Below are 25,926 nucleotides of genomic sequence, written 5' to 3' on the forward strand. Positions count from 1 at the left end.
AATAATATTCGAGTTGTTTATATGTTGCTATTCTTAATCCATATTGGTTAAAATAATAACCGATTGCCCAGGTACATTAAATGTATAATCGCCATTTAATTTTACCGACATACTGCTTTCTTTTGGAATAGGAAATCCTTTATCATTTGTTAAGCCTTGGTAACCACCTTCAAACTCTGATATGTATTCGTACTTTGAAACATTATCGAAAGTAAAGCTACTTTCTGCTTCAAGAGATAAGTCGTTATACGTTACATAATTAGAATTTACAATAGCAATGGTGTATTTATCCCCTTTTTTTGCTGCTACAGCTTTAAGTCCTTTTTTATTAGGCAATTCTATTTCTATAATATCTGATCCTTTTGGAAAATAGCGACAAAGTAAAGACACCGGAAAAAAGAATGGTCTGATATTTTCGTCTTCGCTACTTTCAAAAGACTCTTCGCCTAGAATATTCCAAAACCCCCATCGTTTTAACTGTTTGTAACCGTCGCCTGTTTGATTACCATCTCTGTTATACATAGCATCGTCTACATCCCAAATTAATGCGCCAGAGTAACCAGCCATCATGGTTTGCACAATAGCGTCACTAACATCTACACCATAAAACCCATCGTAAACAAACATGTTACTATCGTCTGATGCGTATTGATCTGCAGCAATTCTAGCTTCGTTTTCGTTTTGTAAATCGATATCGCTATCGTAATATTTAAGTCCAATTTCGCCAACTACAATTTGTTTATCTGCAGGAATAGCATTTTTAAAACTCTTAAGTACAGACAAATAATTTTCGCCATTTACTAAGCTTTTTGTGGCGTAAGAGTGGATTTCGTATAAGCCCATTCCTGCTCCAAAATCGTTTTCGGCTTTTGTTACCCAATTGGTATCATCGGCATCTCCAAAAATTGCTAAATCTGGGCCAGCAAGTTTTACCATACTATCTATACCTGATGTTTCCATACGCGAAAGAAACTCTGCAGTAACTGTTTTCCATAAATCGTAATTACCTTGCACGGTAGACCAATCGCCATTAGGCTCATTAATCATATTGAAATATTTAACACAGGTATAGCCTTTTTCGTTTATTAAATAATCTAAATAGTCTACGGTATAATCCATCCATGTGTAATTGATTTGGTTGCGATCTCCGTTAAGAAAAACGTGACCCCATTCGCCAAACATTACAGTAATATTATTATCTGTACAATACTGCATCATTCTATGAAATGCTTTACTTGCTTTTGATGGATTGTAAATATCGCCTGAGTCTAAATAATTCCATCCTGCACTTATCATTATTCTAATAAATGGTGGACGCATAAAATCCATTCTTTCTTTAAGTTTAGCCCAATCTGCATCGTTAAAATCGTCGCTTCCTGTCCAGCTTTCCATAATTTCGTAACCGCCCCATTGTGCGCCATTTCCAATAAAATTAGTAGAAAGCGTTTCTTGATTTTTTATGGTTAACGTTTTACTTATTGCCGATTTTGGAATTTGATTATCATCGTTATTTGAGCATGATATAATACTTGTGCAAATAAGAACTATAATAAAATGAGTCATCAGTTTATTCATGTTTTTTTTAGTTTTAAATTTTACTCTATAATTTGTTTAAGGTGTACCACAAATCTGCTGAAGCAACAAACTTATTAGTGTGATCGCCATAATAATCGTCCCAATTAATTTTACCTAAATCTTGAGCTCCTGGATTTAATGGTATTTTTAGAGTTGAATTGTCTATTAATTCGAAAATTTTAGTTGTGTACGTTGTTCCTTCAACAACAATCATGATAGAGTTATCTTTATTTAAAATCCATTGCCCCGAACCTACAGGAAGATGCTTAAATCTATCTGCCCAATCGGCACTTGTTCTGTCGTAAACAAATGTTCCTGCTTCGCCATCGTCACCTGTAGTGCGCTCGTAATTTCCGTAAACTAAACCATCTTCGTTCGCGCCTTCTACAGCTCCAAACATTATAACATCATCTAAACCAGCATTGGCATTTGGTAATAAAAGTGGTAGTTCTGCTTCGCCTGCATTTCCCCAGCCAAAACCATCGTCCCACTTAAAGTAGAAACTAGAAATAGACCACGAACCTTCTAACTGATTTATAAAAGGCTCTACATAAATAACCCATTCTAAGCTCTCGCCTTGTTTTGATGTTACGTTTATAGATGCTTTCTTTTCTTCATTATCGAAGTTTAATTTATCGCCTTTAGCAACGTTTGCTTCAGCATCGTAAGACAAAACCATATCTGTAATATCTACAGCAGATAAATCTAATCCGTTAGCATTTACTGTAATGCTAACGATAGCCTGCGTATCTGTTCTTTCTATTCGAGATAAGCCTATTTGTTGTGCTAAACCTATTTCTAAAATATTGCGTTCGTTGTTCCAGTTTCCTTCATTAACATCATCCAATAAATCTTTTTCACATGATGAAAGCGCCAACACAAATGTTAGCAAGCATATACTATATATTATTTTTTTCATTTGCTTATATTTTTTAGTGTTCGACAATTAATTAGCATTTGGGTTAAGATCTGTTTCTCTTAATGGAATAGCATAAAATGCTGCTTCATCTTCAGACAGGCCAGAAGTTTGAGCTTCTGGAATAGTAGAAATAACAGATGCTGTTCTTCTTAAATCGAATAAATGATGCCCTTCGTAAGCCAGTTCCCAAGTTCTTTCTTGTAAAACTGCTTCTCTAAAATCTGACACACTTAAACCTGTTGCAACAGGATCTATACCTGCACGATTACGTATTTTATTTAACCAAGCTTCGCCTTCGGCAGTTGGCCCAACAGCTTCGGCATAGGTTAGTGCGATATCTGTAAAACGAATCATTAATGGTCTTGTACTTCCTCTGTTTCCGTTAAAGTTAGGGTCTAAGTATTTTTTACTAAAACTTGCAGGCACGTTACCATCTGCAACACTTCCAATAACATTGCCATCTGCATCGTAAATTTTATCGTCCATTAAATCTGTTCTACGCTTATCTGCAATATCAAAAGTTGTAATAAAATTATCTTCTATTTGATATACTTCCCAACCGTTTTGAGCTGGTTCCATAACACCTTCAGGATTCTTAACATAATATGATGCGCCTGGACCCCAAGGCAACCACATAAGTTGTGTAGAGCCAAACTCTTCGGTATTATCTCCTGTTCTATCCATACTAATTAACCAAATATGCTCTGGCCCATCAGGGTATTCTACATCGTAAATATTACTTAGAGAGTCATCAAAAGCAAATTCGCTTTGCTCGTTTAGTACTTTTGCAGACCAATTTGCTGCTTCTGTATACATGGCATTAGCATCTATAGACATATCTCTATAACCTACAGCATTGTTATCTTTACCAGAGGCCATATTTAAATAAACTTTAGATAGAATTGCCCAACATGCTACTTTATCAAATCGTCCAACTTTTCGACCCATTGCTAAAAGTGGTTCTGCTGTTTTTAAATCTTCTAAAATAAAATTGTAAACCTCCTCTATATTTTCTGCTAAAGCAGGTGTAGTTTGCGCTTCGGTAGATACTAATTGTTTTTGCATTGGCACACGACCAAAAACACGCACTAGACTAAAGTAACTCCAAGCCCTAATGGTGTAAGCTTCTCCTAAAATGCGATCTTTATCGTCTTGATTAAAATCTTCATCAACCACATTTTCTATAACACCGTTTGCTCTATTTATAGCGATGTAGCAGTATTGAAAGAAATCTGATAAGGCTCCATTACTATTGGTTGCTTTCCAATTATCTAATTCTTGTACACCATTACCCTCGCCAGGTTTTACACTTACGGTTTCGGTTGTTAAATCTCCAATATCTATAATGCCTCTATTGTAACCTTGGTAATTAAATGCACGGTAGGCATATAATAAAGCTGCATCTGCATCTTCTACTGTTTTGTAAAAATTCTCATCAGAATAAAAACCATATGGCTCTTCTGATATATCGCATGAACTGAAAACTACAGCGATAACACTCAATATATATATAAGTCTATTTTTCATGTTTTTTCAGATTAAAAAGTTAAATTCAAACCAAGTGTAATACTTCGTGTACGCGGGTAACCTCCCCAATACACACCATCTAAACCAACCTCTGGATCGTAACCTTTAAAGCTGTTAGAGCTAAACGTATACAAATTGGTAGCGTTTATGTAAAGTCTCATATCAGAAAATAGAGAAACATTTTCTGCATTAAAATTGTATCCAACGGTAAGGTTTTGAAGTCTTACAAAAGATCCATCTTCAACAAAATAATCACTTAAAAGTAGGTTTCTAATCGATCTCAATTTTGGATAGCTATTAGTTGGATTATCTGAAGTCCATCTAAATGGCATCTCATTGGCTTGGTCTAATTTACCAGGGTAAAAAATTTCGTTACCAAACACACCATTAAAAAATAATGACATATCGAAAGCTTTATAAGTGAAGTTAAGGCCTAAACTGGCAATAAAATCTGGGTTTGGATCTCCAATTACCATTCTATCGCTTTCGTCTACAACACCATCTTCATTAAGATCTACATATTTAAACTCGCCAGGTAAAGCCATATCGCCAGTTAATCCTGCTGATAAACCTTCTTCTAAAGTTTGAATAATTCCATCTGTTTTATAACCGTAGAATACATTTAATGGTTGGCCTACTCCGTAAATATTTGCAGTTGCCATACCGAATGATGTAAAACCAGAACCTTGAAACTCATAATTCATTCCTGTGTTAGGATCGACAAGTAATCCCATTTCTGCACCATTACCAAGACTTGTAACCTCGTTACGGTTAACTGATACCATTAGGTTTGAAGACATTGAAAAATCGGTTCCATTAATAATGTTTCCATCTAATGATAGCTCGATACCTTCGTTTAAAATTTCGCCATCGTTAACCCAAATTCTGCTGTAACTGGATGATAGTGGCAAGAATTTTTGACGTAGTAAATCGGTTGTCTTTTTACTGTAAACATCTACAGTAGCTCTAAGTCGATTGTTAAAAAAGCCCATATCTACACCTAAGTTTACTTGTGCTGTAGATTCCCATTTTAAATCTTTGTTTGGAATGCCAGACCAGTAATTGTATCTGTAATCTGGACCATATTGCCCGCTAATATATCCTGGCCCTATAGCTGTTTTCCATTGGCCATTATCAAAATAATTTTCAATACCATATCTACTTAATGTTTGGTAAGGCGAAATACCTTGATTACCAGAAATACCATAACTTAAACGTACTTTTAACTCGTTAAACACATTTAAGTTTTCTATAAACTCTTCGTTATGTGCTTTCCAACTTAAAGCTCCAGAAGGAAAATATGCCCATTTGTTATTTTCTCCAAACTTTGAAGATCCATCGGCACGCATAGTTGCTGTTAATAAATATTTATCGTTAAAAATATAGTTTATACGCCCGTAATATGATGATAATTTAGTTTCAGATTTTCCGTTAGAAAGCTCATTTACAGAAGGATCTCCTGCACTTAAATTTTCGTTTCCTAAAGCTTCATTTACAAAACCTTTTGCTTTAAGTTGCGATGTTCTGCTTACCGTATTTTGGTAAGATTGCCCAACCATAACATTTAATTTATGTACATCGTTAAACGTATTATTATATGTTATAAATGTTTCTGATAAAATATCTTCAGACTGCCAATTGTCTATATACGCTACACCATCAAAAAAGTTTCCTTCCCAGGTGTAATCGCTTGGTAAATAACGATCGCCAATTGAAGAACCATATTTGTAATTTAATTGTGTTTTTACACTTAAATGCTCGTTTAAAGTAAAATCGAATAAATAAGACGACAGAATGTCTAAACCTTTAGATGTGTTTAAAACATTTTCTGTGGTTGCTAATGGATGCCCAAAATCTTGAGAAGATGTGCGAAAATAATCTCCGCTTTCATCATAAATTGGCCAAAGCGGATTTCTATAATACTCTAAACCACCATTATTATCTCTTTTATTTTTTGATATAATGTTAGAGGTTGTAATTTTTAACCAATCGTTAAATTTATGAGACACTCCTAAATTAAGAATGTACTTTTCGTAATCGTCTTCTATATAAACGCCTTGATCTGAGAAATAATTTCCACTAAAACTAAACGATGTTGTATCGTTTGCTCCTCTAATAGAAAGTGTTGTGTTAGTTGATAATGGTGCATCTCTAAAAACAACATCGCCCCAATTTGTATTATGTGGCCATTCGCCACTAGATATTTCTGATAAAGAAGGATAATACACACCCGCAATGGTTTGCCCTGTGTAATTTGGCACCATTCCGTCGTTTATACTTCTTTCGTTGCTAAGTTCTGCCATAAGTAACGGATCTTCCCAAGCAATTAAATTAGATGTAAAATCTTTTACAGAAGTTTGATGTGTAATTTCGATAGTTGCTTTACCCTTTTTTCCCTTTTTTGTGGTAATCATGATAACACCATTGGCACCACGCGACCCATAAATAGCTGCTGCCGATGCATCTTTTAGCACCTCTACATTAGCTATATCGGCAGGGTTAATTTGCTTAATATCTCCTGCGCCACCAATAGGGAAACCATCAACAACAACTAGAGGGTCGTTACTTGCGCTAAACGAACTACCTCCACGAATACGAATTGTAGAAGCTGCGCCTGGCTCTTGCGACGCATTAATAACTTGTAAACCCGTAACTCTACCTTGTAATAACCCATCTACCGAATTAGCAGGAATAGATTCAATACCTTTCATTTTAACACTAGCCACAGACCCTGTTAAATCGCTCTTTTTAACAGAACCATATCCAACAACCACAACCTCGTCTAAAGCTGCAATATCTTCTCTTAAAATAATGTTGAAAGATGTACTAGTACCTACTTCTTGTTTTGTTGCGGTATATCCTATATAAGATATTTCTAAAACTGCACTTTTATTGTTTACAGTTAGTTCAAAATTACCATCAAAATCTGTAGTTGTTCCGTTTACTGTTCCCTCTTCAATTACAGATGCGCCTGGTAATGGTAAACCACCTTCGTCTGTAACAATACCTTCTACTTTTATTTGAGCACTTATGCTGGTAAAACATAAAATGGTCAAAATAGCAGAAAGTAGCCACAATTGATTTTTTTTATTCATTTAGTTTAGTATTAATAGTTTAATATAGGTTCAAAGTTATATTAGAAAAGAAATGTAAAATGACAACATCTTGTTTAATACTATGCGTTTTTTGAACTTTACGTTTTATTATTAGTAATTTATAAGCAATAGTGTTATCATTTTATTAATATATCGCAAAATTATTTTTAATTCTTTAACTTTGTTAAGCTTTTTTTACTAAATATGTCTTTAGATAAAAGACCGTGCTCTCGATGAAATCTATTAAAGAAATAACGCCCATAAAAACTGACGATCCGTTTGTTATATTAAAACATAAAAACGCGTTGTTTGACTATCCTTTGCATTTTCACAATGAATATGAATTAAATTTAATTACAAATTTTAAAGGCAGCAGAACTGTTGGCGATTCGGTAGAGAAACTTGAAGGCACAGATTTAACGCTTTTAGGCCCAGAACTTAAACATGTTTGGAAATCTGACAATCCTATTAGTAATGCAGCAGTAATAACCATTCAGTTTCAAGAGCATTTTTTACACTCTAAAATAATGAGTTATAATGTTTCGAAAGACATTAAAAAACTTTTAGAACTCTCTAAACGTGGTATTGTATTCGCTAATCCTACTAAACAAAAAATTATTGATTTACTTTTATCTATTGATAATAATGACAATTTTAAATCGTTTCTAAGCTTCTTAGAAATACTACACATCTTATCGACCTCTGATGATAAAAAAGTTTTAAGTAGTCCGCCAAGTGCCAACTACAGTCAAAAACGCGAAAGTAGAAGGATATCGTTAATTCTAAATTACGTAAAACACAATTACCAAAAAAATATTAAACTATCGCAAATAGCAAATATGGTAAACATGTCTGAGTCTGCTTTTAGTCATTATTTTAAAAAAAGAACCAATTTAAGTTTTACAGGTTACCTTCTAGATTACAGACTAGGTGTAGTTACCAAACTATTAACTGAGACTAACATGTCTATAAACGAGATTTCTTATACCGCTGGGTTTAATTCGCTTTCTAATTTTAATAGAGCGTTTAAGAAAAAGCATAGCATGTCTCCTAAAGAGTTTAAATTAAATTATTTGAAGGAGGTTTCTAGATAAAATGAAATATTCTTTTTTATAACAATCTAGTTTTTTGTTATTCCATATGCCACACTTGTAAAAAACTTGTTTTAAAAGCAATTACATCGCCTTGCAGTTTACTATTTTCTATATACGTGTTTATAAAGTCTATTCTTTCGCTACCCGAAGGGTGTGTAAAACTAGCGCTTCCTAATAGATTTTGAAGAAAAGGTATATCTCTCATAAGACTATTAAAAACATCTGTATGTTGTGTTTTTATTAAATACATGGCGATTAAATCGGCTAAATATTCTGCTTTTATATAATCATTGGTTAATGCGCCTTTAGGGATACTTTCTCCTAAATTAAACTTTCTTGCTTGCGAAATGGTTACAATGTGCGCTACTTCGTGGCAAAGAGCAAATACTTGAATATGCCCTTTTGAAAGGTTTACTAAACCCTGACTAACCTCTACATAACCAAAAGCAGCTCCTGCATCTATACTTAAATCCTTATTGTCTATTATTAATTCTGTAGGCACATTTGCATTGGTATAAGCTTTAAATAAAGGTAGAACATGCTGGCTATACGTTTGTATTATTTTTTCTTCTTTTGTTAATGTTATGTTTTCTTCCAGATTAACTTCTTCGTGACTTGATGAGTTGGAATTACAAGCAAACATTATAACTAAAATTACTAATATGTAGTATTTCTTCATTTAAAAAACAGGTGTAAACACAAACACTCTTATAAAATAAGAGTGTTTGATAAAATAAAAACAGGGTTTGCTATTAATTTGCGTAGTAAGTAAAGCTCTTGTCTACAGTGGCTAAGCCATCAAAATAAGTATAAGATGCGCTTAAAGGGTAATTATCTGTGTTGTACTCGTAAGTAACAGTACCATCTGCAAAAGTTCCTTCAATAGGATTATTTGTGTTTACTGCTTGTATACCTACATTAATGGCTGCATAAGCAGCAGGGTACATTCCTTTAAATGGGTTGTTGTTTGTATCGTATGTTGCAACATAATCGTCTCCAAATCTGTTTTCTACAGTTACATTACCATCAGTAATTGTAAACATTACTTCTGTAACCGCATCTTCGTCTGTATGATCTGTTCTTTTTTCTGTAGTTAAATCGCCAGACTCATTATACGTATACTCGTAGGTGTAAGTAGGTGTACCATCAACTGTATAATTGGCTTTTGTAATTTTTCCATCCTCGTAAGTATACATAGTACTTTCGTTAGATGCTTCTACTTTTTTCTCTACAACTTGGTTTTTATCGTCGTAAACTAAAGTAAAAACTGTAGTAGAAATTTCTCCCCAATCGTTTACTTCTTTAGATATTTGACTCACAAAATTAGCTTCATTGTAAGCGTAAGTAGAAGTTGAATTTTCGCCATATAAATCGGCAAGCACATAAGTTTCTAATCTAGAACCACTACCAACTTCACCTTTTACATTTATAGTTACTGTATAATCTTTAGTAACATCACCATCTTCTGCAGTTACTGTAAACGTTTTAGCTTCGCCATCTACAAAAGTAATTTCTGAACCAGAAACAGGAGAGACTGTTGCGTTTTCTGAAACTAAAATGGTTGGTACAACTGCTGTTAAACTTGTACCGAATGGTACAGAAACGGTAATATTTGTTCCTAAATCGTAAGTTATATCATCTGCGCTAACACCATCTATTGCAACAGTAAAATCTGTAATAGTTGCTAAAGACGATAATGTTGGCGAATCGTCGCTACTTGAACAAGACACTGTAGTAATAGCTACCGCTAAAAAAACGCTAAGGATCGAAAAAATTCTCTTCATAATTTAAATATTTATTAGGTTTGATTTATCTTTTTAATTGAAATTATAATACATAAGATAACAATGAACTATAACTGGGGTTTATTTATAAATTAGGGTTGTTAATAATAGCATCGCTTGGAAAAGGAATAACATAACGTGTATCGTTTTGCTGTAAAGTATATATTACTCCATTAAATATTTTTGTTAATTTGGGTTGGGTTGTTCGTCTTAAATCGTTCCAACGTTGCCCTTCTATTGCAAATTCTCTTCGTCGTTCTTCTAAAATCTCATTGGTTAAACTATCTCCAGATAATGCATTTACTTTTGTTTTAAAAGCATCCCAACCGGCAACGGTGTATCTGTTTTCGGCAAATGCTATTAATGCTTCTTTAGCCAAATCACCTTCATCTAATTCTGCTAAACTTTCTGCTATAATTAAATGCAATTCTGCAGTTCTAAAAGATATTTTAAACTTTGTTTCTGCACTTTTGTTAGAACTAAAACTTCCATCTGTATTTTGATTGAAGTAAAGCGAAAAGCGTAAATCTTCAGTTTGGTTATAGGCATCAACTAAGTCTGAAGAAATTGTCGTGTTGTTAACCATATCGAAATTTGCAATGGTTTCTAACGCTAAAATAGATTCAACAGCATTGTATTCTGAAGGCATGATGCTTACATCTGTATTTAGGTTTTGTAAATCTGCATGTATTGCTAATGCTTCATTTGCTGCATTTATAGCTTTTTGCCATTCTTGTTGATATAAATAAACACGTGCTTTAAAGGCTTTTATTGCTACTTTGGAAAACCTGTAATTATACCCTAAATCTTGTTTATCGATATTTAATAAGGCTTCTGCTTGTTCAATATCGTTTAAAATTAATGTGTAAACCGCTTCTACTGTTTCTACTGGATAGTTTTTTTCGGCATCGTATTCTATAGTAATTGGCACAGCTGTGTCTGTGTTAGCTGTAGATTTATTGTAAGGTTTAGCATATAAGTTTACTAGCTCGAAATACTGCATGGCTCTTAAAGCATAAGCCTCGCCTATCAACTGCTCTTTTTCTAACAAATCGCCCTTTATGGTAGCTTCACTATTAATAATATGGTTGGTATAAAAAATAGTATTGTATAAGCTGGCGTATGGAAAAACACGGGTTAAAGGGCTCGGGTTATCATCGTTCCAAATAAAAAGATCTTCGTACTGCTCCACGCCCAACGCTGTAGAACTTAGTGCCAACTCATCGGTTCTATACGTGGTTAACACCTTATGATCTTTAGCTATTGAATAAGCTGATGTTAAAAAACTTCGATACTCGTCTACACTTTCTGGTATAACTTGACCTACAGGCTCAATATCTAAGTAATCATCGCAAGAGATAAAACTTAGGGCTATAAAGGTGATGTATATTATATTTTTCATGAAACTCTTTTTTAAAAAGAAAGGTTAAATCCTGCTGAAATTATTCTTGGAATAGGCTGTGCGTATAAACTACCGTAGGTTTCTGGATCGAAAAAACCATCATAATCTGTACCAACAACAAATAGATTACGCCCTTCTATATTAAAACTTAAACTTGATAGGTTTAGCTTTTCTAATTTAGACTTAGCAACAGCGTAACTTAACTTTATACTGCTTACACGTAGATATGAAATATCTTTTACCCAAATATCTAAATCGTTATACGTTTGTCCATCATCGGACGAGTTGAACCAAGTGTACACTAAATCGGTATCGAACCCTGGAGAATTAAGACCTATTAAAGCTGGATAATTTCCTGTGCCTGCTTTTAAAATATCTGTATTATAGTTGTTACCTGGTTGTGCCAAAGCCATATTGTAACTAGGCGTTGTTTTTACCGTTTGCTTTATATTAAAATTGGTTAATACCCGTAAATCGAACTGTTTGTATTTAAAGTTATTTCTAAATCCGCCACTAAATTTTGGTGTACCATCGCCCACATAAGAGTATAAATTTCTATGCTCTTCTCTAGTTAATTGGCTACCATTTGTACCTGCTTCTAAATTGTAAAATTCTACAGCCGATACTTTGTTGCCATCTTTCCAAAACAAAGGCAATCCGTTACTATCTAATCCTGCTGTTTTAATAGCAAAAATGGCATTTACACTATAGCCTTTTAAAGACGGTTTAAAGTCTTCTTCTCTAATCTCAATATCGTCTACAATACTTTTATTATGCGAAATGTTTAATCCGCTTGTCCATTTAAAATTTGGCGTATTTATGTTTGTTGTGTTTATAGATAATTCGAACCCATCGTTACTAACCGTAGCCCAATTGGTATTTATAAAATTGTAACCACTCTCTAATGGCACCGATCTTAAACCTATTAAATCTGTACTTTTTCTTGAGTAATAATCTCCAGAGATATAAATTTTATTATTTAGTAAACCTAAATCTAAACCTATGTTAGACGAGGTGGTTTTTTCCCATCTTAAATTACCATTAGGAGCATTTAAAGCTCTAATAATTTCCTCGCTTACACCAGGTAAAATAGATGTGTTGTAGTACTCGCCAATTACAAAAGGTGAAGTTGATTTATCTATATTTCCTTGTACACCGTAAGACGCTCTAAGCTTTAAATCGCTAATGGCATCCATGTTATCCATAAAGTCTTCTTTATAAACATTCCAAGAACCTGCAAAAGACCAAATAGGGAGATATCTGTATTTAGGATTTACCCCAAATAGGTTAGAACCGTCATACCTTAAACTACCAAATACGGTATATTTTTTATTGTACGTATAACTCGCTGTTCCAAAAAATGAAGCATAAGCATTTTCGCTATAAGTTTTGTTATAAGTTTCGAACAAAGCATTTGTTAAAGCACGCTCGTCTGTAATAGGAACCGTAGTTAATGTGTTTGAATTATACCCAAAACCTTTGGCATGAATTTCTGTTCTATCATTTCTTCTAAACTCTGTACCCAACATAACATCGAGCTCATGTATATCGTTAAAAGATGTATTGTAATTTGCTGTAGTTTTCCAGTTGTACTGAAAAGCATCGGCATCCCAATTTTGAATAATTCCGCCTTTTGGCATATAATACGATACACCTGAACCTGTTAAATACTGCGATCTTTGCTCGTACTTTCTTGTATAATAACTTGCCTCGTCACTAAACTTTTCAGTTTTATCAAAATCGAGTTGTAACCCTAATTGAGTTGTAAAATGAATATCATCATTCAATTGATAATCAACATCAAAAATAGCTTTCAACGAGCTTGACACTAAATCGTAATTTGTGTTTTCTCTTTCTTCTAAAATATTATAATCTAGATTTAAGTCCGATCGCTCTACTAAATCTGGGTCGTAAACATAATTCCCATTTTCATCTTTAATTTGTAAATACGGATTGGCATTTCGAGCGTAGTACGACGGATTTGTATAAGCATCTGCTCCTGTAATATAAGACGATGTTTTGTTTTGGCTACCAAATAAAGCAACCCCAACTTTTAACTTATCGTTTATTTTAAAATTATCTTTTAATGTAATGTTATATCGTTTTTGCCCTGTGCCCTTAGTTGCTCCTTTTTCATCAAAAAGACCTACCGAAAAATAGTAATCGTTATTATCATTTCCGCCAGAAATACTTACACCGTATTGCTGATTTACTGCCATTTGATATAGCTCGTCTCCCCAGTTAGTATTGGTGTTCTTTAAATTATTAATTTCATTTTGAGCATTGGTAGAAATACTTGCAAAGCCATTATCTCTATAGTTATTATACTCACCATAATTATTTAAAATTCTAGCTACGCCACCACGATCTTGCTGATAATTTAAATCTGAACGCCCTGCTAAAAACAACTCAAAATCTACTTTTTGAGAAGAATCCATTAAATTCAACTTACTAAAATCTGGTTTCTGTGTTACAAATACATTTGCATTTACATTAACACGCATGGCACCTTTTTTCCCCTTTTTACTGGTTACAACAATAACACCATTTGCAGCTCTAGCACCGTAAATTGAAGTTGCAGATGCATCTTTTAAAACCGTAATACTTTCAATATCTTCTGGATTTAAACCCGCTATTGGATACGATTGAAGGTTATCAATATTATCTTTATCTCTAAAATCTTGAGGAATGTCGTTTCCTTCTAAAGGAATACCATCTAAAACCCATAAAGGATCTGAAGATCCATTTAACGTAGCGGTTCCTCTTATAGAAATTTTAGCTGGCGCACCAGGACCACCACTTGTTGGCTGTATAACCACACCTGCCAATTGCCCAACCAACATTTGATCTACACTAGCAACACCTGCTTGGTTTATATCTTCCATGTCTACTTTAGCGTAAGCAGAGGTCATTTTTCGTTTTTCAATTTTTTGATACCCTGTTAAAACAACTTCTTGTAAACTTTCTAAACTTTCTTTAAGAGCAATAGATATATTACCGGTTATGCTTGAAACATCAACTTTTTCTGTTTCATACCCCATATAAGACACCATAATAAACTTAATATCGGTTCCTATTTTTAAAGAAAACTCCCCATCAAAATTAGTTGTGGTTCCTAACATAGAACCTTGAATAACACCTTTGGTATTTGTCTCGTTACCTATAATGGCAGATGATACATAAACCGACGCCCCAACTATTGGCATTTGCAACTTAGCATCTATTACTTTTCCTTCTATCACTTTTTCTTGCTGAGCAAAAAGTAAGCTTGGAATAAAAATTAATAAGCATATTAAATTTCTCATTCGTTAATTTTTCAAATTATATTCAATTCTTGCTATTAAGTCTCTGTAATGCGACTTTGTAGCTCTATCTCCTCTATTCTGTTTTTTCTTTAAAAGTTTGAGTACTTTTTCTAGTGCCGATCTTTTACTTGTTGCAATATCTGCTACCCTTGGCAAGTATGAAAAATGCACATTTTTAAAGTTATTAGAGTCGCTAGCAAGTGTTTTTTCTTTTGTTTTTTCTAATAACTTATTTCTATCTACAGTTAGTACATCGATGTAATTTTTTTGTGTAATACGCTCGAACATATCTAATGATTTACCTTGCTCTGTTTTTTCAAAAATGGCATCGAATAACCTATCGAATAAATAGGCTTCTGTAAAAATGTCTTCTCCATCTTTAACAAGCACTTCGTTTTCTGTAATTCGCATTAATCTATCGGTCTTTACCAAAGCATAAATAACATTGGTTTGATGAATACGTAACATTGAAACTGGAGAATAATAACGCTCGCCATCTGGAGCATCTCTTACAGCAAAAACTTTATTTATAATATCTGGTGTAAACAACCATTTTTGAGGTAGAACTGCATGTTTTATTAAATAATCTAAAGCATCTTTTTGCATCTTTGCAGACACTGGACTAAAGGTGTTTTTTCCATCGCCATAAACAGTATTATTAATATAAACACCACCAATATTAGCCATAACATGGTTATTATACGTTCCCCATTGATCGATAACCGCCTTATATAATTTTGAAGCCTTGTAGTAATCTTGCCCTTCTTCTTCTGTCCAATCTAGAATGTTAGGCAGTATTCTTTTTAAATTTTTAAGTCCGTATTCACTAGCTTTTACAGCGTTATCTCCCAAATCTTCACTTTGAGATCTTGGGTCTATAACATCGCCTTGCTGCGGACCATAAAAGTACAAGGCATCGTTTTCGTGCTTACGAATCCATTGGTTTAAAACAGGTATTTCTTGGTGAGCAGATGTTTTATCCATCCATCTGTAACCCCAATCGATAGCATACTTATCGTACACTCCAATTTTAGGGGTGATATCTGTAATATTATCTTCGGGTTGTGCAACATAATTAAATCGGGCATAATCCATAATAGAAGGCGCTGTTCCTCCCATTTTAGAAGTAAAAGTTTTAGATCGTAAAGAATCTACCGGGTAACTGTAAGACGACCCCATGTTATGCTTTAACCCAAAGGTATGTCCAACTTCGTGCGAAGACACAAAACGAATGGCTTCTCCCATATGTGCATCAGAAAATTTATTTGCTCTAGCTTTAGCATCAATAGGTCCTGTTTGTACACGAATCCATGAGTGCAAACCTTTCATTAAATTATGCCACCAAATAATATCTGATTCTAAAATTTCTCCACTTCTAGGATCTACGATAGATGGTCCCATAGCATTTTGTTTTTCTGATGCTGCATAAGTTATTACCGAATACCTCACGTCGTCTGCATCAAAATCTTTATCGTCTTTAGTAGGAAACTTTACTTTAAGCACATTTTTAAAACCTGCTGCTTCAAAAGCTACATTCCAATCGTAAACGCCTTGCTCTATATACGGTCGCCATTGTTTAGGTGTTGCAGGATCTAAATAATAAACAATAGGCTTTTTAGGCTCTACCAATTCACCTTGCTTATATTTTTCTATATCTTCAACTTTAGGCTCTAATCGCCATCTAGTAATCATGCCTCTAGACTCTACCTCTTGTTGTGCATCAGAAAAATAATCCATTGGTTTTGTAAAGTATCCAATGCGTTTATCAGAAAAACGAGGTTTCATAACATCTTTTGGTAATAAAACAATATTAGTAGTAACACCAACAGACAAAGGCAATGCAGCACTACCACCTTCGCTTACAGAAGTTGTTATTAAAGATTTAACAACGACATTCTCTGGAAAAGATTTTATACTTTCTAAAATAGACAGATTTGTTTTTACACTTCCGCCCAAACCAATATTGGTAAGCAAATCGCTAAAACTCTTCTCTTTGCCATTAAAAATTTTATTCACTTTAATAAACACCGAAGTAGAATCTGTGTTTTTAGTTTCTATTTTAAATTCTTCTATAATCGACTCGCCAAAATTATCTTTAACAGAAAGTGTAATAGCATCATCTTTGGGAGATTGAACACGAGGATTTACCGTTTTTACCCATATTTTATCTAAAATAGAATCTCTGTAAAAACGAATTAATTTAGTTTCAAACGTCATACCTTTATTTAAACCATGACCGTTTAACGCATAAGGCACGCTAGACACTTTATTTACAACCAGTAAATCTCTTGCTAGTAACGAATCTGGCACTTCAAAAAAGTAATCTTCTTTTATAGAATACACATTAAACAATCCTGTTTTTACATGCCCTTCTTTTAAAAACTTCTCGTAGGATAGCTTTTTATCATCAGAAAACTTTAAAGAGTCTTTTTCTACGCTATTATCTTCTTTAGATGTTTCTTTTTTATCTTGAGCAAAGCCAGAAAAACTTGAAAGCATTAAAACAAAAAGAATTAAAAATCGAGCCATTAATTCACCTTTTAGGGAAGAGGTTTTCATAAATGATATTATTAAAACATCAAATTTGCATTAAATGAATAGTTTATTAAAACAGAATGGAGTGAACTCACTTAAGAGCAGAGTGAAATGAAGTTTTTAAGCTATATATGGCAAATTACACACAAATTCATCGTCTAAAACCTCAGTTTTAAAGGTAAAAATTTGATAATATTGATAGGTATTTGCTAAATAATTGAGTCCTATTTGGTGACTATCCTTAGATTTCACCTTTCTTGGTGTAAAGTTATTTTTTACAATAATTCTGTCTTCATTTATTATAATTTTAATATGTAGTGGATTTTTTTTCGTGATTTCGTTATGTTTTATAGCATTTTCAACCAAGGTTTCTAAAGACAAAAACGGAATCTTTTTTAATAAAATTTTATCATCACAATTATTTACAATGGACACCTTCAAACTTTTATTAAATCTAATTTCTTGTAAAAAAGTATATTGCTCTAAAAAGGTTATTTCTTTTTTTAAGGTTATTAAGTTTCCCTCTTTATTATCTAACAGATACCTGTAAACATCTGCCAGTTTCAATACAAATTGTTGAGATAATTCGGGGTTTAAATCGATTAAAACATGTAAAGAATTTAAACTATTGAATAAAAAATGAGGATTAACTTTTTTCTTTAATTGATTTAACTGAAGTACTGCATTTTCTTTTTGATACTTTTCGTTTACATGTGCTAGCTGCTCCTTTTCTTCTACAACTTTTAAATTTTGAACATATTCTTTTTTAAGTTGTACTCTAGAAATTATAAGAAGCAACATAAACGTAGAAAAAGCCAAAACACTAATCCATGAAAAATATTCTCGAACATTTTTTTTAGTTTCTTTTAAATGAATATCTACCGGAAAATTAACAACAACTATTAAAGACGTATCATCAATATTAACCGCATCGTAATAACGTAAAACCTCTAACCCTAAATAACTTGAAGTAGCACTGTCTTTTAAAGTATTTACATTATTAGATGCATAATACCCATTAACCTTAAATACGCTTTCTAAAATTTGATTAATAGACACTTTATTAAAATAAGAGTCTATTTTCTTTCCTATGTAAGCTGTATCTGGATGTAATAAACAAATTCCATCTTTATTAACCACTACTGTATAACCACCATCACCTTTATAAGTTTCGGAGTAATAACTCCAGAATGCCATTAAATCTACATCATAACCAATAACAGCGATATTATTGTTTGGCAACTGTTTTGCATACAGCTTTCTATTAATTACCCCATTCTTTTTTGCAATTATGGTATCCATTAAAAACTCGTTATCTTTAAAAGATATTTTTTTTAAAATGGTATGTATCTCTTTTTGGTATAACGTATCTTTTATATTAAAGAAATGTGTGTTACGCCCTTGATTATTATCTACAAAAGACACAAAACTATTACCAATACTATGATGCTCTAAAGCTAAATCTGCAGTAAAAAGCAGCTTTTCTTTTAAAGAGTTAAATGTATTTTTTTGAGTGTTTTGAAGAATACTTCGCGAATTCTCTAAAGTGCTATTTAGTTTATTAAATTCGAAAGCAATAATGTTTTTCTTAGAATTTAAATTACCCTGAATAACATCTTGTGTTAAATTTTCTGTAACCGTTGTTATTTTTGGAGTAATTAGAGAACTCCCAATAAAATAAACAGCAATAAGCAGAATACTTATGTATAAATATTTTTGATGCTGCTTTAAACGGTTCTTTAATTTAATCTCTTGCATATTAATTATTTAACCATTTTTTAAAAGCAGCAACCACCTTCGAACTTATTAATATAAAATCGTTAATATTTGGAGATGGTTCTAATTCTATTTTTAATCTATTCTGACTATACTTTACAATCGTTTTTATAGCACTATGACTAATAATAAATTTTCTATTTATTTTAAAAAAATCTTTTTTAGATAATTTCAAGTCTAAGTTAAGAATGGTATCGTCGTATAAATAACTCTTGCCATTGGTTGTAAATAAAAAAAGTGATTTATTTTCTGCCATAAAATACGCAATTTCCTTTTTAGTAATAGATAGTAACTTTTCTCCTCTAGACACTAAAAACCGCTCCTGCTCTACTATATTTTCATTTGTGTTTTTTAGATGCGATAGCAAATTTTCTAAATCGTTATAATTGTTTTTTGGAGTAGTAGCCTTATAATTTGAATACTTTTCTAAAGCTGTGTTTAGCTTATCTTTATTATATGGTTTTAATAAATAATCTATAGCAAAAAACTGAAAAGACTGTATAGCATATTGATCGAATGCTGTTGTAAAAATAATTGGAGTACTGATATTTAAATTTTGAAATATCTCAAAACTTTCACCATCTCCCAAGTGAATATCGCTTAAAATTAAATCGCAACTATTTTGCTTAAACCAAGCCATAGATTGCTCAACACTTTCTAATCTCTTTTTTATATGAATAGAAAAATCACTTTGCAATAATAATTTCTCTAAAGATTCTGCAGCTAAATCTTCATCTTCAATAATAACAACATCCATAATAACTTAATTTGTTTCGTGATTTAAAAACTAGAAATTACTATTCCTTATAAATTACCAATACACATGTTATTAATACCTAAATAAAAAAATGCCTAGTCTAACTGAGAATAATATTATAAAATTAGCAGAAATAAAAAAAGTCCTTCGACAATTAGGACTAGATATTCTTAACAACAGCTGTATGATAAAATATTTGCAAATTTACATAATTACTAACTTTCTTTTTAAGACTTAACAAACATAATCTTATAAAAGACTGTTAAATTATAAGTTAAAATTAAAAACGACCACATACACCATAAAAAAAGCTGTTAAAAAAGGTTTTATTAAATGCCAATTATTCCTTTTTAAACAGCCTTACTTTTATACTAAAAAAGTACTTTACTACTTATACTTGTTTTTCCAGTTTTTTAAGTTTTTATAAACTGCAGAGGTAATTCTAGTTGCTGAATTACCTAGCGATGACCCGTTGGTATGAATACCTACAACATAGCGTTTACCGTTTTTATATTTCCAAACGGGCGAACCACTTTGCCCACCAGCAGAATCTATATTATATACCAAAGTTCTTGGAGTAACCAACTTAATTTTTCTACAATGCCACCACTGTGTTCCGCTTGGCTTATCTCCAGGATATCCAGATAAATTTACCTTTAGCCCTAACAGATTAACTAAACTATAATTTGCATACCCAAAATACCCCACGGTATTACCCATCTTCTTATTTTCTGGTAAAATTATTGCTCCGTAATCGTTAATTCTTTTTTTGTTACTTGTCCACCCCTTAACAGAATGAAATTTGCTTGTTACACAAGAGCCATAAGGCCTACTTGAAGCATTTCTACCCGGAATAACTTCTATACTTTTTGCCCAACCACCATGTTTATGCATATACACAACATGTCCTGCTGTTATAACTGTTCTTGGCCCAATAAAAAAGCCTGTACCTATCCAGCTAGTACCATCTTTAGCTTTAATTTTTAAAGAACATATTGCTCGCCAAGGGTACTTAGATGTTCCGGTAATTTTTTTACGATCATCTTTACCTATTACAACCTCTCTCATCATTTTTTGACCACTTTCAGTTTTCATCAAACTTACCAGTTCATCATCTCCATAGCTAGCATAATAAGCATTTAAGGGTTCCTTTTCTGTTGTTTGTAAAGTATTTTCTTCTGTTTCTACTACAGAATAATCATAACCTTCTACTTGCTCTAAAGTATCTTCTTTAGAGTTATTTGCAGCAGCTTCAATGGTTTCTGAATCACCTCCTTCAAAAGGATCTTCTCCATCTGCATCTCCAGACTGGTTTGCTTCATTTTCATTACTTACTTCTTGATAATCTTCTATAGAAGTTTCTCCTTCATCTTCTCCAATTAGTTGATTTCCATCACTTAATTGATCGCCTTCAAAAGACTCTTCTATAGTATCTTCTTTAATTCTTGATTGTTTTAAAAGTCCATTAGTTTCCATCATTTTATTAATTTTAATTGTTATTAATTATTAGTACAGTTTATAAATTGCACCAACAAATCTACAAACAACTAAAAATCAAAACATTAAATAATACACTGATTTGTAAATAGAAAAAGCCCCTATATTTTTCGGTATAATCACTTATTATAAAGAAGAAAAAATAAATGTAGTGGTAGTAAAAAACTAATACTTAAACAGTTTAGACCTATTATGATTAATTACAATCAAAATTAAATTTATAAAAAAGGCATATCGAGTCATTTTGAAAAAACTAGAAAATACCAAGCTCATTCCAAATAATAATCCAATAGTAAATGAGACTCCTTGTATTTCCATGTTATATGCCTATTGAACCAGATTTAATCGGCACGTACACACCACGTTTTAAAGTCCTAATTGTTTTTTAGTGCCAACTGGACTTGAACCAGCGCTCCTCGGGTTATGAGTTTGAAAAAACACCCATTTTTCGTGCTATTTTGCCATGTTTTAATAAAACCGTGTACCAAATTGTGTACTCTAATTTATAATTAATTTCTATTAAAATTTGCATAATGTTTTTGAGATGTATTACTAAAAACAAAGAATTTGTATTACACCTATAAAACTTGTCTTTATAGCTCATGCACGTAATATCTGGAATTGGAAGCAAAAAAATGGCTTCATTTTACATACAATGAGGATGCTCTAAACGCTTTAGAACTGAAATTCCCACAAAATACAGGTACTGTTCTAGGTACTTTTAAACATGTTAATGAGAATGAAAAGGAACAGTTAATTATTGAAATACTATCTAGCGAAGCTCTTAAAACATCAGAAATAGAAGGTGAATATTTTAGATAGAGATAGTATTCAATCTTCTATTAAGAGAAGCTTAGGTTTAAAAGTTGATAATAAAAAGATAGCTCCTGCCGAGTTTGGTATTTCTGAAATGATGGTAGATTTATATAAAAACTTTAATACGTCACTCACCCACCAACAACTATTTAATTGGCACAAAATGCTAACTAATGGCAGACGTTATTTAACCGATGTTGATATATATCGTGCACATGAAGATTCTATGCAAGTTGTTTGTGGTCGTTTAGATAGACCAACCATTCATTTTGAAGCACCTCCTTCTCATGACATACATAAAGAAATGGAACAGTTTGTTTTATGGTTCAACATCTTGTCTTCAAAAAAGGAAAATAATGTATTACCAATTGCTAAAGCTGGTATTACACATCTGTATTTTGTGAGTATCCACCCTTTTGAAGATGGTTACGGACGTATTGGACGTGCTCTTAGCAAAAAATGTATCGATTAAAGTGTAAGTCAACCTGCTCTTATATCTTTATCCAAAATCATTGAAGCCAAAAAAAAGCATATTACAGCGCTCTTGAAAACAATAATAAAAGATTTAGACATTACAGATTGGTTGCTTTATTTTGGACAAACCATATTAGATGCACAAGAAGACACTTTAAAACTTATAGATTTTTTAATTGAAAAAGCAAAATCCTTTGACCGTTTTAATACCGAAATGAATAAACGCCAACTAAAAATGGTTACACGTATTTTTAATACAGGACATCAAGGTTTTAATGACGGGTTAAGTGCAGATAACTATACTAAAATAGCTAAAACCTCAGCTTCTACTGCTACTTGTAATTTAAAATCTATGGTAGACAAAAAGATGTTTATTAAAACTGGTGAATTAAAAGGGACTCGGTATTGGTTGAACTTGGAAAATTAATATTTCATCAGTTTTTCTCAATATCAAATAAATCTTCTCTAATATAACTTCTTTCCTTTTTCTATAATAAAACTTCTTGTCAAAAACTTAGAAACAGATTCCTTTGCGTCATTAATTGCCCAGGAAATGAAATCTCTATTTGATGGATCTGGTTTAGCTTTTTTTTGATCCATTCGATATACACTTTTTATTGCCCTTCTATCTCCTGTATAACTATACCACAATGTATTCCATTGAGAACTCCCTATACATTTTTTACTCAGAATAATTTCTCCTGTTTTATTATTAACGACTTCAACTACTATATCAACAAACCCAGAACCATACCTCTCATAACGTGTTACTTCTGCTGTCACTTCTTTTTTTATAACACTACCACTTGAATCTTTTCCATCTTTTACGGTCTTTTTATATTTTTCGATAACAGGATCTTTGGGACCTACACCTGCTTTTTGATCTACTAACATCAGTTTAACTAAAAAATCAGCGCTACTATTATCAAGAAGTGACACTAGTCTATATTTTATAACTGTAGAATTTAACTCCTCTTCTGTTAAAGACTTTAATTGATTAGGGTAAGCTGATTTTAATGGAGAAATGAAAAAGCTCACGGTAGCTTTATCGCGAGATAAATCCATTTTATCTTGAACATCTTGAAAATCTTTTTCATAAAGGCTAGATATGATATACTTAGTATAAACATTCTTCCATTTACTTTTAGAATCAGCTACACTCTCAAGTTCAAGAGCTTTACTATAATATTTCTCTGCAAAATAATGCTTCGCTACTTTCAAAGAATCTTCCAAACTTTTTAACCTACTCGTATTTATAGGTTTTATGGTTAATGCTATATCTTTTGAGCCACTAGCATAAGTATTTAAAACCTTAAGCGTGTAAAAATGATTTATAAGAAGTTGAATATTCTTAACAAAGTTTACTCCTTTTTCTTCACTCAACTTATCTTCCAATTCTTTTTTACTAGAATTCCATTTATTAATCGTAGTTTCATAATATGTTTGATCTACTTTTTTCGCTATTTTTTTTTGAATTCTTTTACTCGTAGTATTACTAAGAGTAGTAAGCCCATAAGCCAAAGCTCGATAATACTCTTCATTCCTATAATACTTATTAAAAAGTTTCAAAGATTTAGAGTCCTTTAAATCTTCATTAATTTTAAGAGTGACTCCCCACCTTAACGGGTTATTTTTCAAAGGTAAACTATCAAGCTCTTCTAAATTAGTTAAATTTTCCATTACCTGCCCTTTTGAGGATAAACTCCAGAAAACTAATACTAATAAAAAACATTGTTTTAACATCTCCATATACTAAAAACTTTATTTTTATTATAAATTAACAGAAAATTATTGAGCTTTTTTTGCTCGTAATGCACCTAAGTATTCGAAAATTGGAATATCAAATCCTAAACTTAAAAATGCATTATCATAAGACATTGAATTACTAATTATTGGAACTGAATAAGAAACATTTAACTCTAAATCATTAAAAAATGTAATACCACCTCCAACACCTATTAAAGGAAAATTGAAATTATCTTGAGATTTTAAGTCAACAACATTATATAATATACCTGAGCCATAAACTGACAAATAAATATCATCAATTAAAGGATCTGCAGATGGTCCATTCCATTTACGGTATTTCCCTTTATACTTATACCATTCTTTAGGCTTTTGCGATCGAGTATATCCAAAATCGAATAAAATAAACTTAACACCAATCTTTTCACTCACATAAGATATATCAGAAATATTATCTGTATTATCATTACTTAATATTGTTGAGTTAGAACCTGTAAAGGAACCGTAATTAAGTCCGATAATAAAAAATGGTTTTATTCCTATTTTATGTTCTTTTATACTCGAAATATTAATATCTATAAATTCTTCTTCAAAAGTTAGTATAATAGACTCTACATCTATTTTAAACTTAAAAACCATGTCATTATCACCTTCAAATGACTCATATATGACATATTTGTTTATTATTTCTCCAATTTTAGCCAAAAAGCTATTTCTACCAATTTCTTGTTCAAAATCTGACAACGATATAGAGAAAAGATCAAATACTACTTTAATAACAGCCTCATTTGTTTTCTTTAACTCATCAAATTTTAAACTATTATTTTTTAAAGAATCAATCAAACCAAACACTTGATAAGAAGCATCTGAAATAGAATCAATATCATCTACAAACGTTTGCATCTTATTGCTTATATTAAGTTTAATAACAGAATCTATCTTTTTATAATCCGTATCTAAGCCGTATGTAAATTTTTTATCTAAATCCTTTTTATCAAACAACCCGTTAGACTCAAAAAAAGGAAATTCACTAGACAATAATTTATCATTCATTTCATCCATAATATAATTCGCTATTAAAGCATTCTCCAATTTATTAGTATCTGTTGTTTTAACTTCAACACCATTACCCTTATTTCTAATAAACTCTTCATTTATTAAAAAATTTAAAGCGTTTTTTTCTGGGTTATCTATCAAAGAATTAATTGCAAATTCAGGCTGCGAATTTGAAAGGTTGACTCTAAAATAATTAGCTAATGAATAGCAAATTGCATATTCTGTAATTTCAGTTAAAATACTTTTAGTCATTACTGTTTTATTCTTCTCATTGGTAATAATTTCCATTAAATCATACATAGTTTTATAAGTTGTATAATTTGTGGTCTTTATATTCTTAACTATTAAATTTTTTAATATTCGCTGTTTTACTTCATCTTGTTTCTGACTGACCAATTCGGAAATTAAATCCGTATCAGGCGTAAGTTTTTGTGAAAACGCATAGCAGGAAAATAAAAATAACAACAATAACGAAAAATGATTTTTACAAGTCATAAATAATTGGTTTAAAGTTAGGAGCTATTAAAGAGTATATAAACACTTTAATGAAGTCAAAAATTTCATTAAA

General features: G+C 31.9%; 18 protein-coding genes. 4 read left to right on the forward strand and 14 right to left on the reverse strand.

Features of this window, described 5'->3' with window-relative positions:
• Positions 1-33 precede the first annotated feature (33 nt).
• From ABD715_RS11165 to ABD715_RS11180, 4 genes are read right to left on the reverse strand one after another with little or no spacing between them, the layout of a single operon-like run.
• On the reverse strand, positions 34-1,575 hold the full coding sequence (locus tag ABD715_RS11165; protein ID WP_344788310.1) for a cellulase family glycosylhydrolase: 1,542 nt from the start codon (positions 1,573-1,575) through the stop codon (positions 34-36).
• 25 nt (positions 1,576-1,600) lie between these two features.
• On the reverse strand, positions 1,601-2,494 hold the full coding sequence (locus ABD715_RS11170) for a hypothetical protein (RefSeq protein WP_344788311.1): 894 nt from the start codon (positions 2,492-2,494) through the stop codon (positions 1,601-1,603).
• Between the two features lie 27 nt (positions 2,495-2,521).
• Positions 2,522-4,021: a RagB/SusD family nutrient uptake outer membrane protein gene (locus ABD715_RS11175; protein WP_344788313.1), complete on the reverse strand. Its 1,500-nt coding sequence runs from the start codon at positions 4,019-4,021 to the stop codon at positions 2,522-2,524.
• Positions 4,022-4,032: 11 nt separating this feature from the next.
• Positions 4,033-7,116, reverse strand: coding sequence for a SusC/RagA family TonB-linked outer membrane protein (locus ABD715_RS11180; protein ID WP_344788314.1), 3,084 nt, complete (start codon positions 7,114-7,116; stop codon positions 4,033-4,035).
• A 233-nt stretch (positions 7,117-7,349) separates the two neighbouring features.
• Here ABD715_RS11180 and ABD715_RS11185 point away from each other — a divergent pair, with 233 nt between their 5' ends.
• The gene (locus tag ABD715_RS11185) at positions 7,350-8,210 is read left to right on the forward strand and encodes an AraC family transcriptional regulator (RefSeq protein ID WP_344788315.1); all 861 of its coding nucleotides are present in this window, start codon (positions 7,350-7,352) and stop codon (positions 8,208-8,210) included.
• A 37-nt stretch (positions 8,211-8,247) separates the two neighbouring features.
• Here the strand turns inward: ABD715_RS11185 and ABD715_RS11190 are convergent, their stop codons facing one another.
• The 8 genes from ABD715_RS11190 to ABD715_RS11225 form a co-directional block, all read right to left on the reverse strand.
• A complete protein-coding gene (locus ABD715_RS11190; RefSeq protein ID WP_344788316.1) occupies positions 8,248-8,889 on the reverse strand; it encodes a M48 family metalloprotease in 642 nt (213 codons plus the stop codon).
• A gap of 73 nt (positions 8,890-8,962) precedes the next feature.
• On the reverse strand, positions 8,963-9,994 hold the full coding sequence (locus ABD715_RS11195; RefSeq protein WP_344788317.1) for a DUF5018 domain-containing protein: 1,032 nt from the start codon (positions 9,992-9,994) through the stop codon (positions 8,963-8,965).
• Positions 9,995-10,079: 85 nt separating this feature from the next.
• Entirely contained in the window at positions 10,080-11,396 is a 1,317-nt protein-coding gene (locus ABD715_RS11200; protein ID WP_344788318.1) for a RagB/SusD family nutrient uptake outer membrane protein, read from the reverse strand.
• 11 nt (positions 11,397-11,407) lie between these two features.
• Entirely contained in the window at positions 11,408-14,701 is a 3,294-nt protein-coding gene (locus ABD715_RS11205; RefSeq protein WP_344788319.1) for a SusC/RagA family TonB-linked outer membrane protein, read from the reverse strand.
• 3 nt (positions 14,702-14,704) lie between these two features.
• Positions 14,705-17,260 (reverse strand): zinc-dependent metalloprotease, encoded by a 2,556-nt coding sequence (locus tag ABD715_RS11210; protein ID WP_344788320.1) that lies wholly within the window; start codon positions 17,258-17,260, stop codon positions 14,705-14,707.
• Positions 17,261-17,356: 96 nt separating this feature from the next.
• On the reverse strand, positions 17,357-18,994 hold the full coding sequence (locus ABD715_RS11215) for a histidine kinase (protein WP_344788321.1): 1,638 nt from the start codon (positions 18,992-18,994) through the stop codon (positions 17,357-17,359).
• 1 nt (position 18,995) lies between these two features.
• The gene (locus ABD715_RS11220) at positions 18,996-19,769 is read right to left on the reverse strand and encodes a LytR/AlgR family response regulator transcription factor (protein ID WP_344788322.1); all 774 of its coding nucleotides are present in this window, start codon (positions 19,767-19,769) and stop codon (positions 18,996-18,998) included.
• A 387-nt stretch (positions 19,770-20,156) separates the two neighbouring features.
• Positions 20,157-21,248 (reverse strand): trypsin-like serine peptidase, encoded by a 1,092-nt coding sequence (locus tag ABD715_RS11225; RefSeq protein ID WP_344788323.1) that lies wholly within the window; start codon positions 21,246-21,248, stop codon positions 20,157-20,159.
• A gap of 639 nt (positions 21,249-21,887) precedes the next feature.
• On the opposite strand from ABD715_RS11225, the gene ABD715_RS11230 reads away from it, so the two are divergent.
• The 3 genes from ABD715_RS11230 to ABD715_RS11240 all read left to right on the forward strand — a co-directional run bounded on the left by ABD715_RS11230 (position 21,888) and on the right by ABD715_RS11240 (position 22,983).
• Positions 21,888-22,088 carry a DUF4172 domain-containing protein gene (locus tag ABD715_RS11230; RefSeq protein ID WP_344788324.1) on the forward strand — a complete coding sequence of 67 codons (201 nt, stop codon included), beginning with the start codon at positions 21,888-21,890 and terminating at the stop codon, positions 22,086-22,088.
• Complete coding sequence (locus tag ABD715_RS11235) at positions 22,072-22,554, forward strand: Fic family protein (protein ID WP_344788325.1); 483 nt, start codon at positions 22,072-22,074, stop codon at positions 22,552-22,554. Before ABD715_RS11230 ends, ABD715_RS11235 begins: the two co-directional genes overlap by 17 nt.
• A gap of 72 nt (positions 22,555-22,626) precedes the next feature.
• Positions 22,627-22,983 (forward strand): Fic family protein, encoded by a 357-nt coding sequence (locus tag ABD715_RS11240; protein ID WP_344788326.1) that lies wholly within the window; start codon positions 22,627-22,629, stop codon positions 22,981-22,983.
• Positions 22,984-23,021: 38 nt separating this feature from the next.
• On the opposite strand, the gene ABD715_RS11245 is transcribed toward ABD715_RS11240, so the two are convergent.
• Both ABD715_RS11245 and ABD715_RS11250 read right to left on the reverse strand, forming a co-directional pair.
• Entirely contained in the window at positions 23,022-24,305 is a 1,284-nt protein-coding gene (locus ABD715_RS11245; protein ID WP_344788327.1) for a hypothetical protein, read from the reverse strand.
• A gap of 39 nt (positions 24,306-24,344) precedes the next feature.
• Complete coding sequence (locus ABD715_RS11250; protein ID WP_344788329.1) at positions 24,345-25,853, reverse strand: hypothetical protein; 1,509 nt, start codon at positions 25,851-25,853, stop codon at positions 24,345-24,347.
• Positions 25,854-25,926 lie beyond the last annotated feature (73 nt).

It is taken from the genome of Postechiella marina (assembly GCF_039538365.1).
Classification (GTDB): domain Bacteria; phylum Bacteroidota; class Bacteroidia; order Flavobacteriales; family Flavobacteriaceae; genus Postechiella; species Postechiella marina.

Coding starts and splice junctions, on each gene's coding strand:
- ABD715_RS11205 (WP_344788319.1), bottom strand. CDS start 14,701: ATGAGAAATTTAATATGCTTATTAATTTTTATTCCAAGCTTACTTTTT.
- ABD715_RS11180 (WP_344788314.1), bottom strand. CDS start 7,116: ATGAATAAAAAAAATCAATTGTGGCTACTTTCTGCTATTTTGACCATT.
- ABD715_RS11185 (WP_344788315.1), top strand. CDS start 7,350: ATGAAATCTATTAAAGAAATAACGCCCATAAAAACTGACGATCCGTTT.
- ABD715_RS11220 (WP_344788322.1), bottom strand. CDS start 19,769: ATGGATGTTGTTATTATTGAAGATGAAGATTTAGCTGCAGAATCTTTA.
- ABD715_RS11215 (WP_344788321.1), bottom strand. CDS start 18,994: ATGCAAGAGATTAAATTAAAGAACCGTTTAAAGCAGCATCAAAAATAT.
- ABD715_RS11170 (WP_344788311.1), bottom strand. CDS start 2,494: ATGAAAAAAATAATATATAGTATATGCTTGCTAACATTTGTGTTGGCG.
- ABD715_RS11245 (WP_344788327.1), bottom strand. CDS start 24,305: ATGGAGATGTTAAAACAATGTTTTTTATTAGTATTAGTTTTCTGGAGT.
- ABD715_RS11225 (WP_344788323.1), bottom strand. CDS start 21,248: ATGATGGAAACTAATGGACTTTTAAAACAATCAAGAATTAAAGAAGAT.
- ABD715_RS11190 (WP_344788316.1), bottom strand. CDS start 8,889: ATGAAGAAATACTACATATTAGTAATTTTAGTTATAATGTTTGCTTGT.
- ABD715_RS11165 (WP_344788310.1), bottom strand. CDS start 1,575: ATGAATAAACTGATGACTCATTTTATTATAGTTCTTATTTGCACAAGT.
- ABD715_RS11210 (WP_344788320.1), bottom strand. CDS start 17,260: ATGAAAACCTCTTCCCTAAAAGGTGAATTAATGGCTCGATTTTTAATT.
- ABD715_RS11195 (WP_344788317.1), bottom strand. CDS start 9,994: ATGAAGAGAATTTTTTCGATCCTTAGCGTTTTTTTAGCGGTAGCTATT.
- ABD715_RS11175 (WP_344788313.1), bottom strand. CDS start 4,021: ATGAAAAATAGACTTATATATATATTGAGTGTTATCGCTGTAGTTTTC.
- ABD715_RS11200 (WP_344788318.1), bottom strand. CDS start 11,396: ATGAAAAATATAATATACATCACCTTTATAGCCCTAAGTTTTATCTCT.
- ABD715_RS11250 (WP_344788329.1), bottom strand. CDS start 25,853: ATGACTTGTAAAAATCATTTTTCGTTATTGTTGTTATTTTTATTTTCC.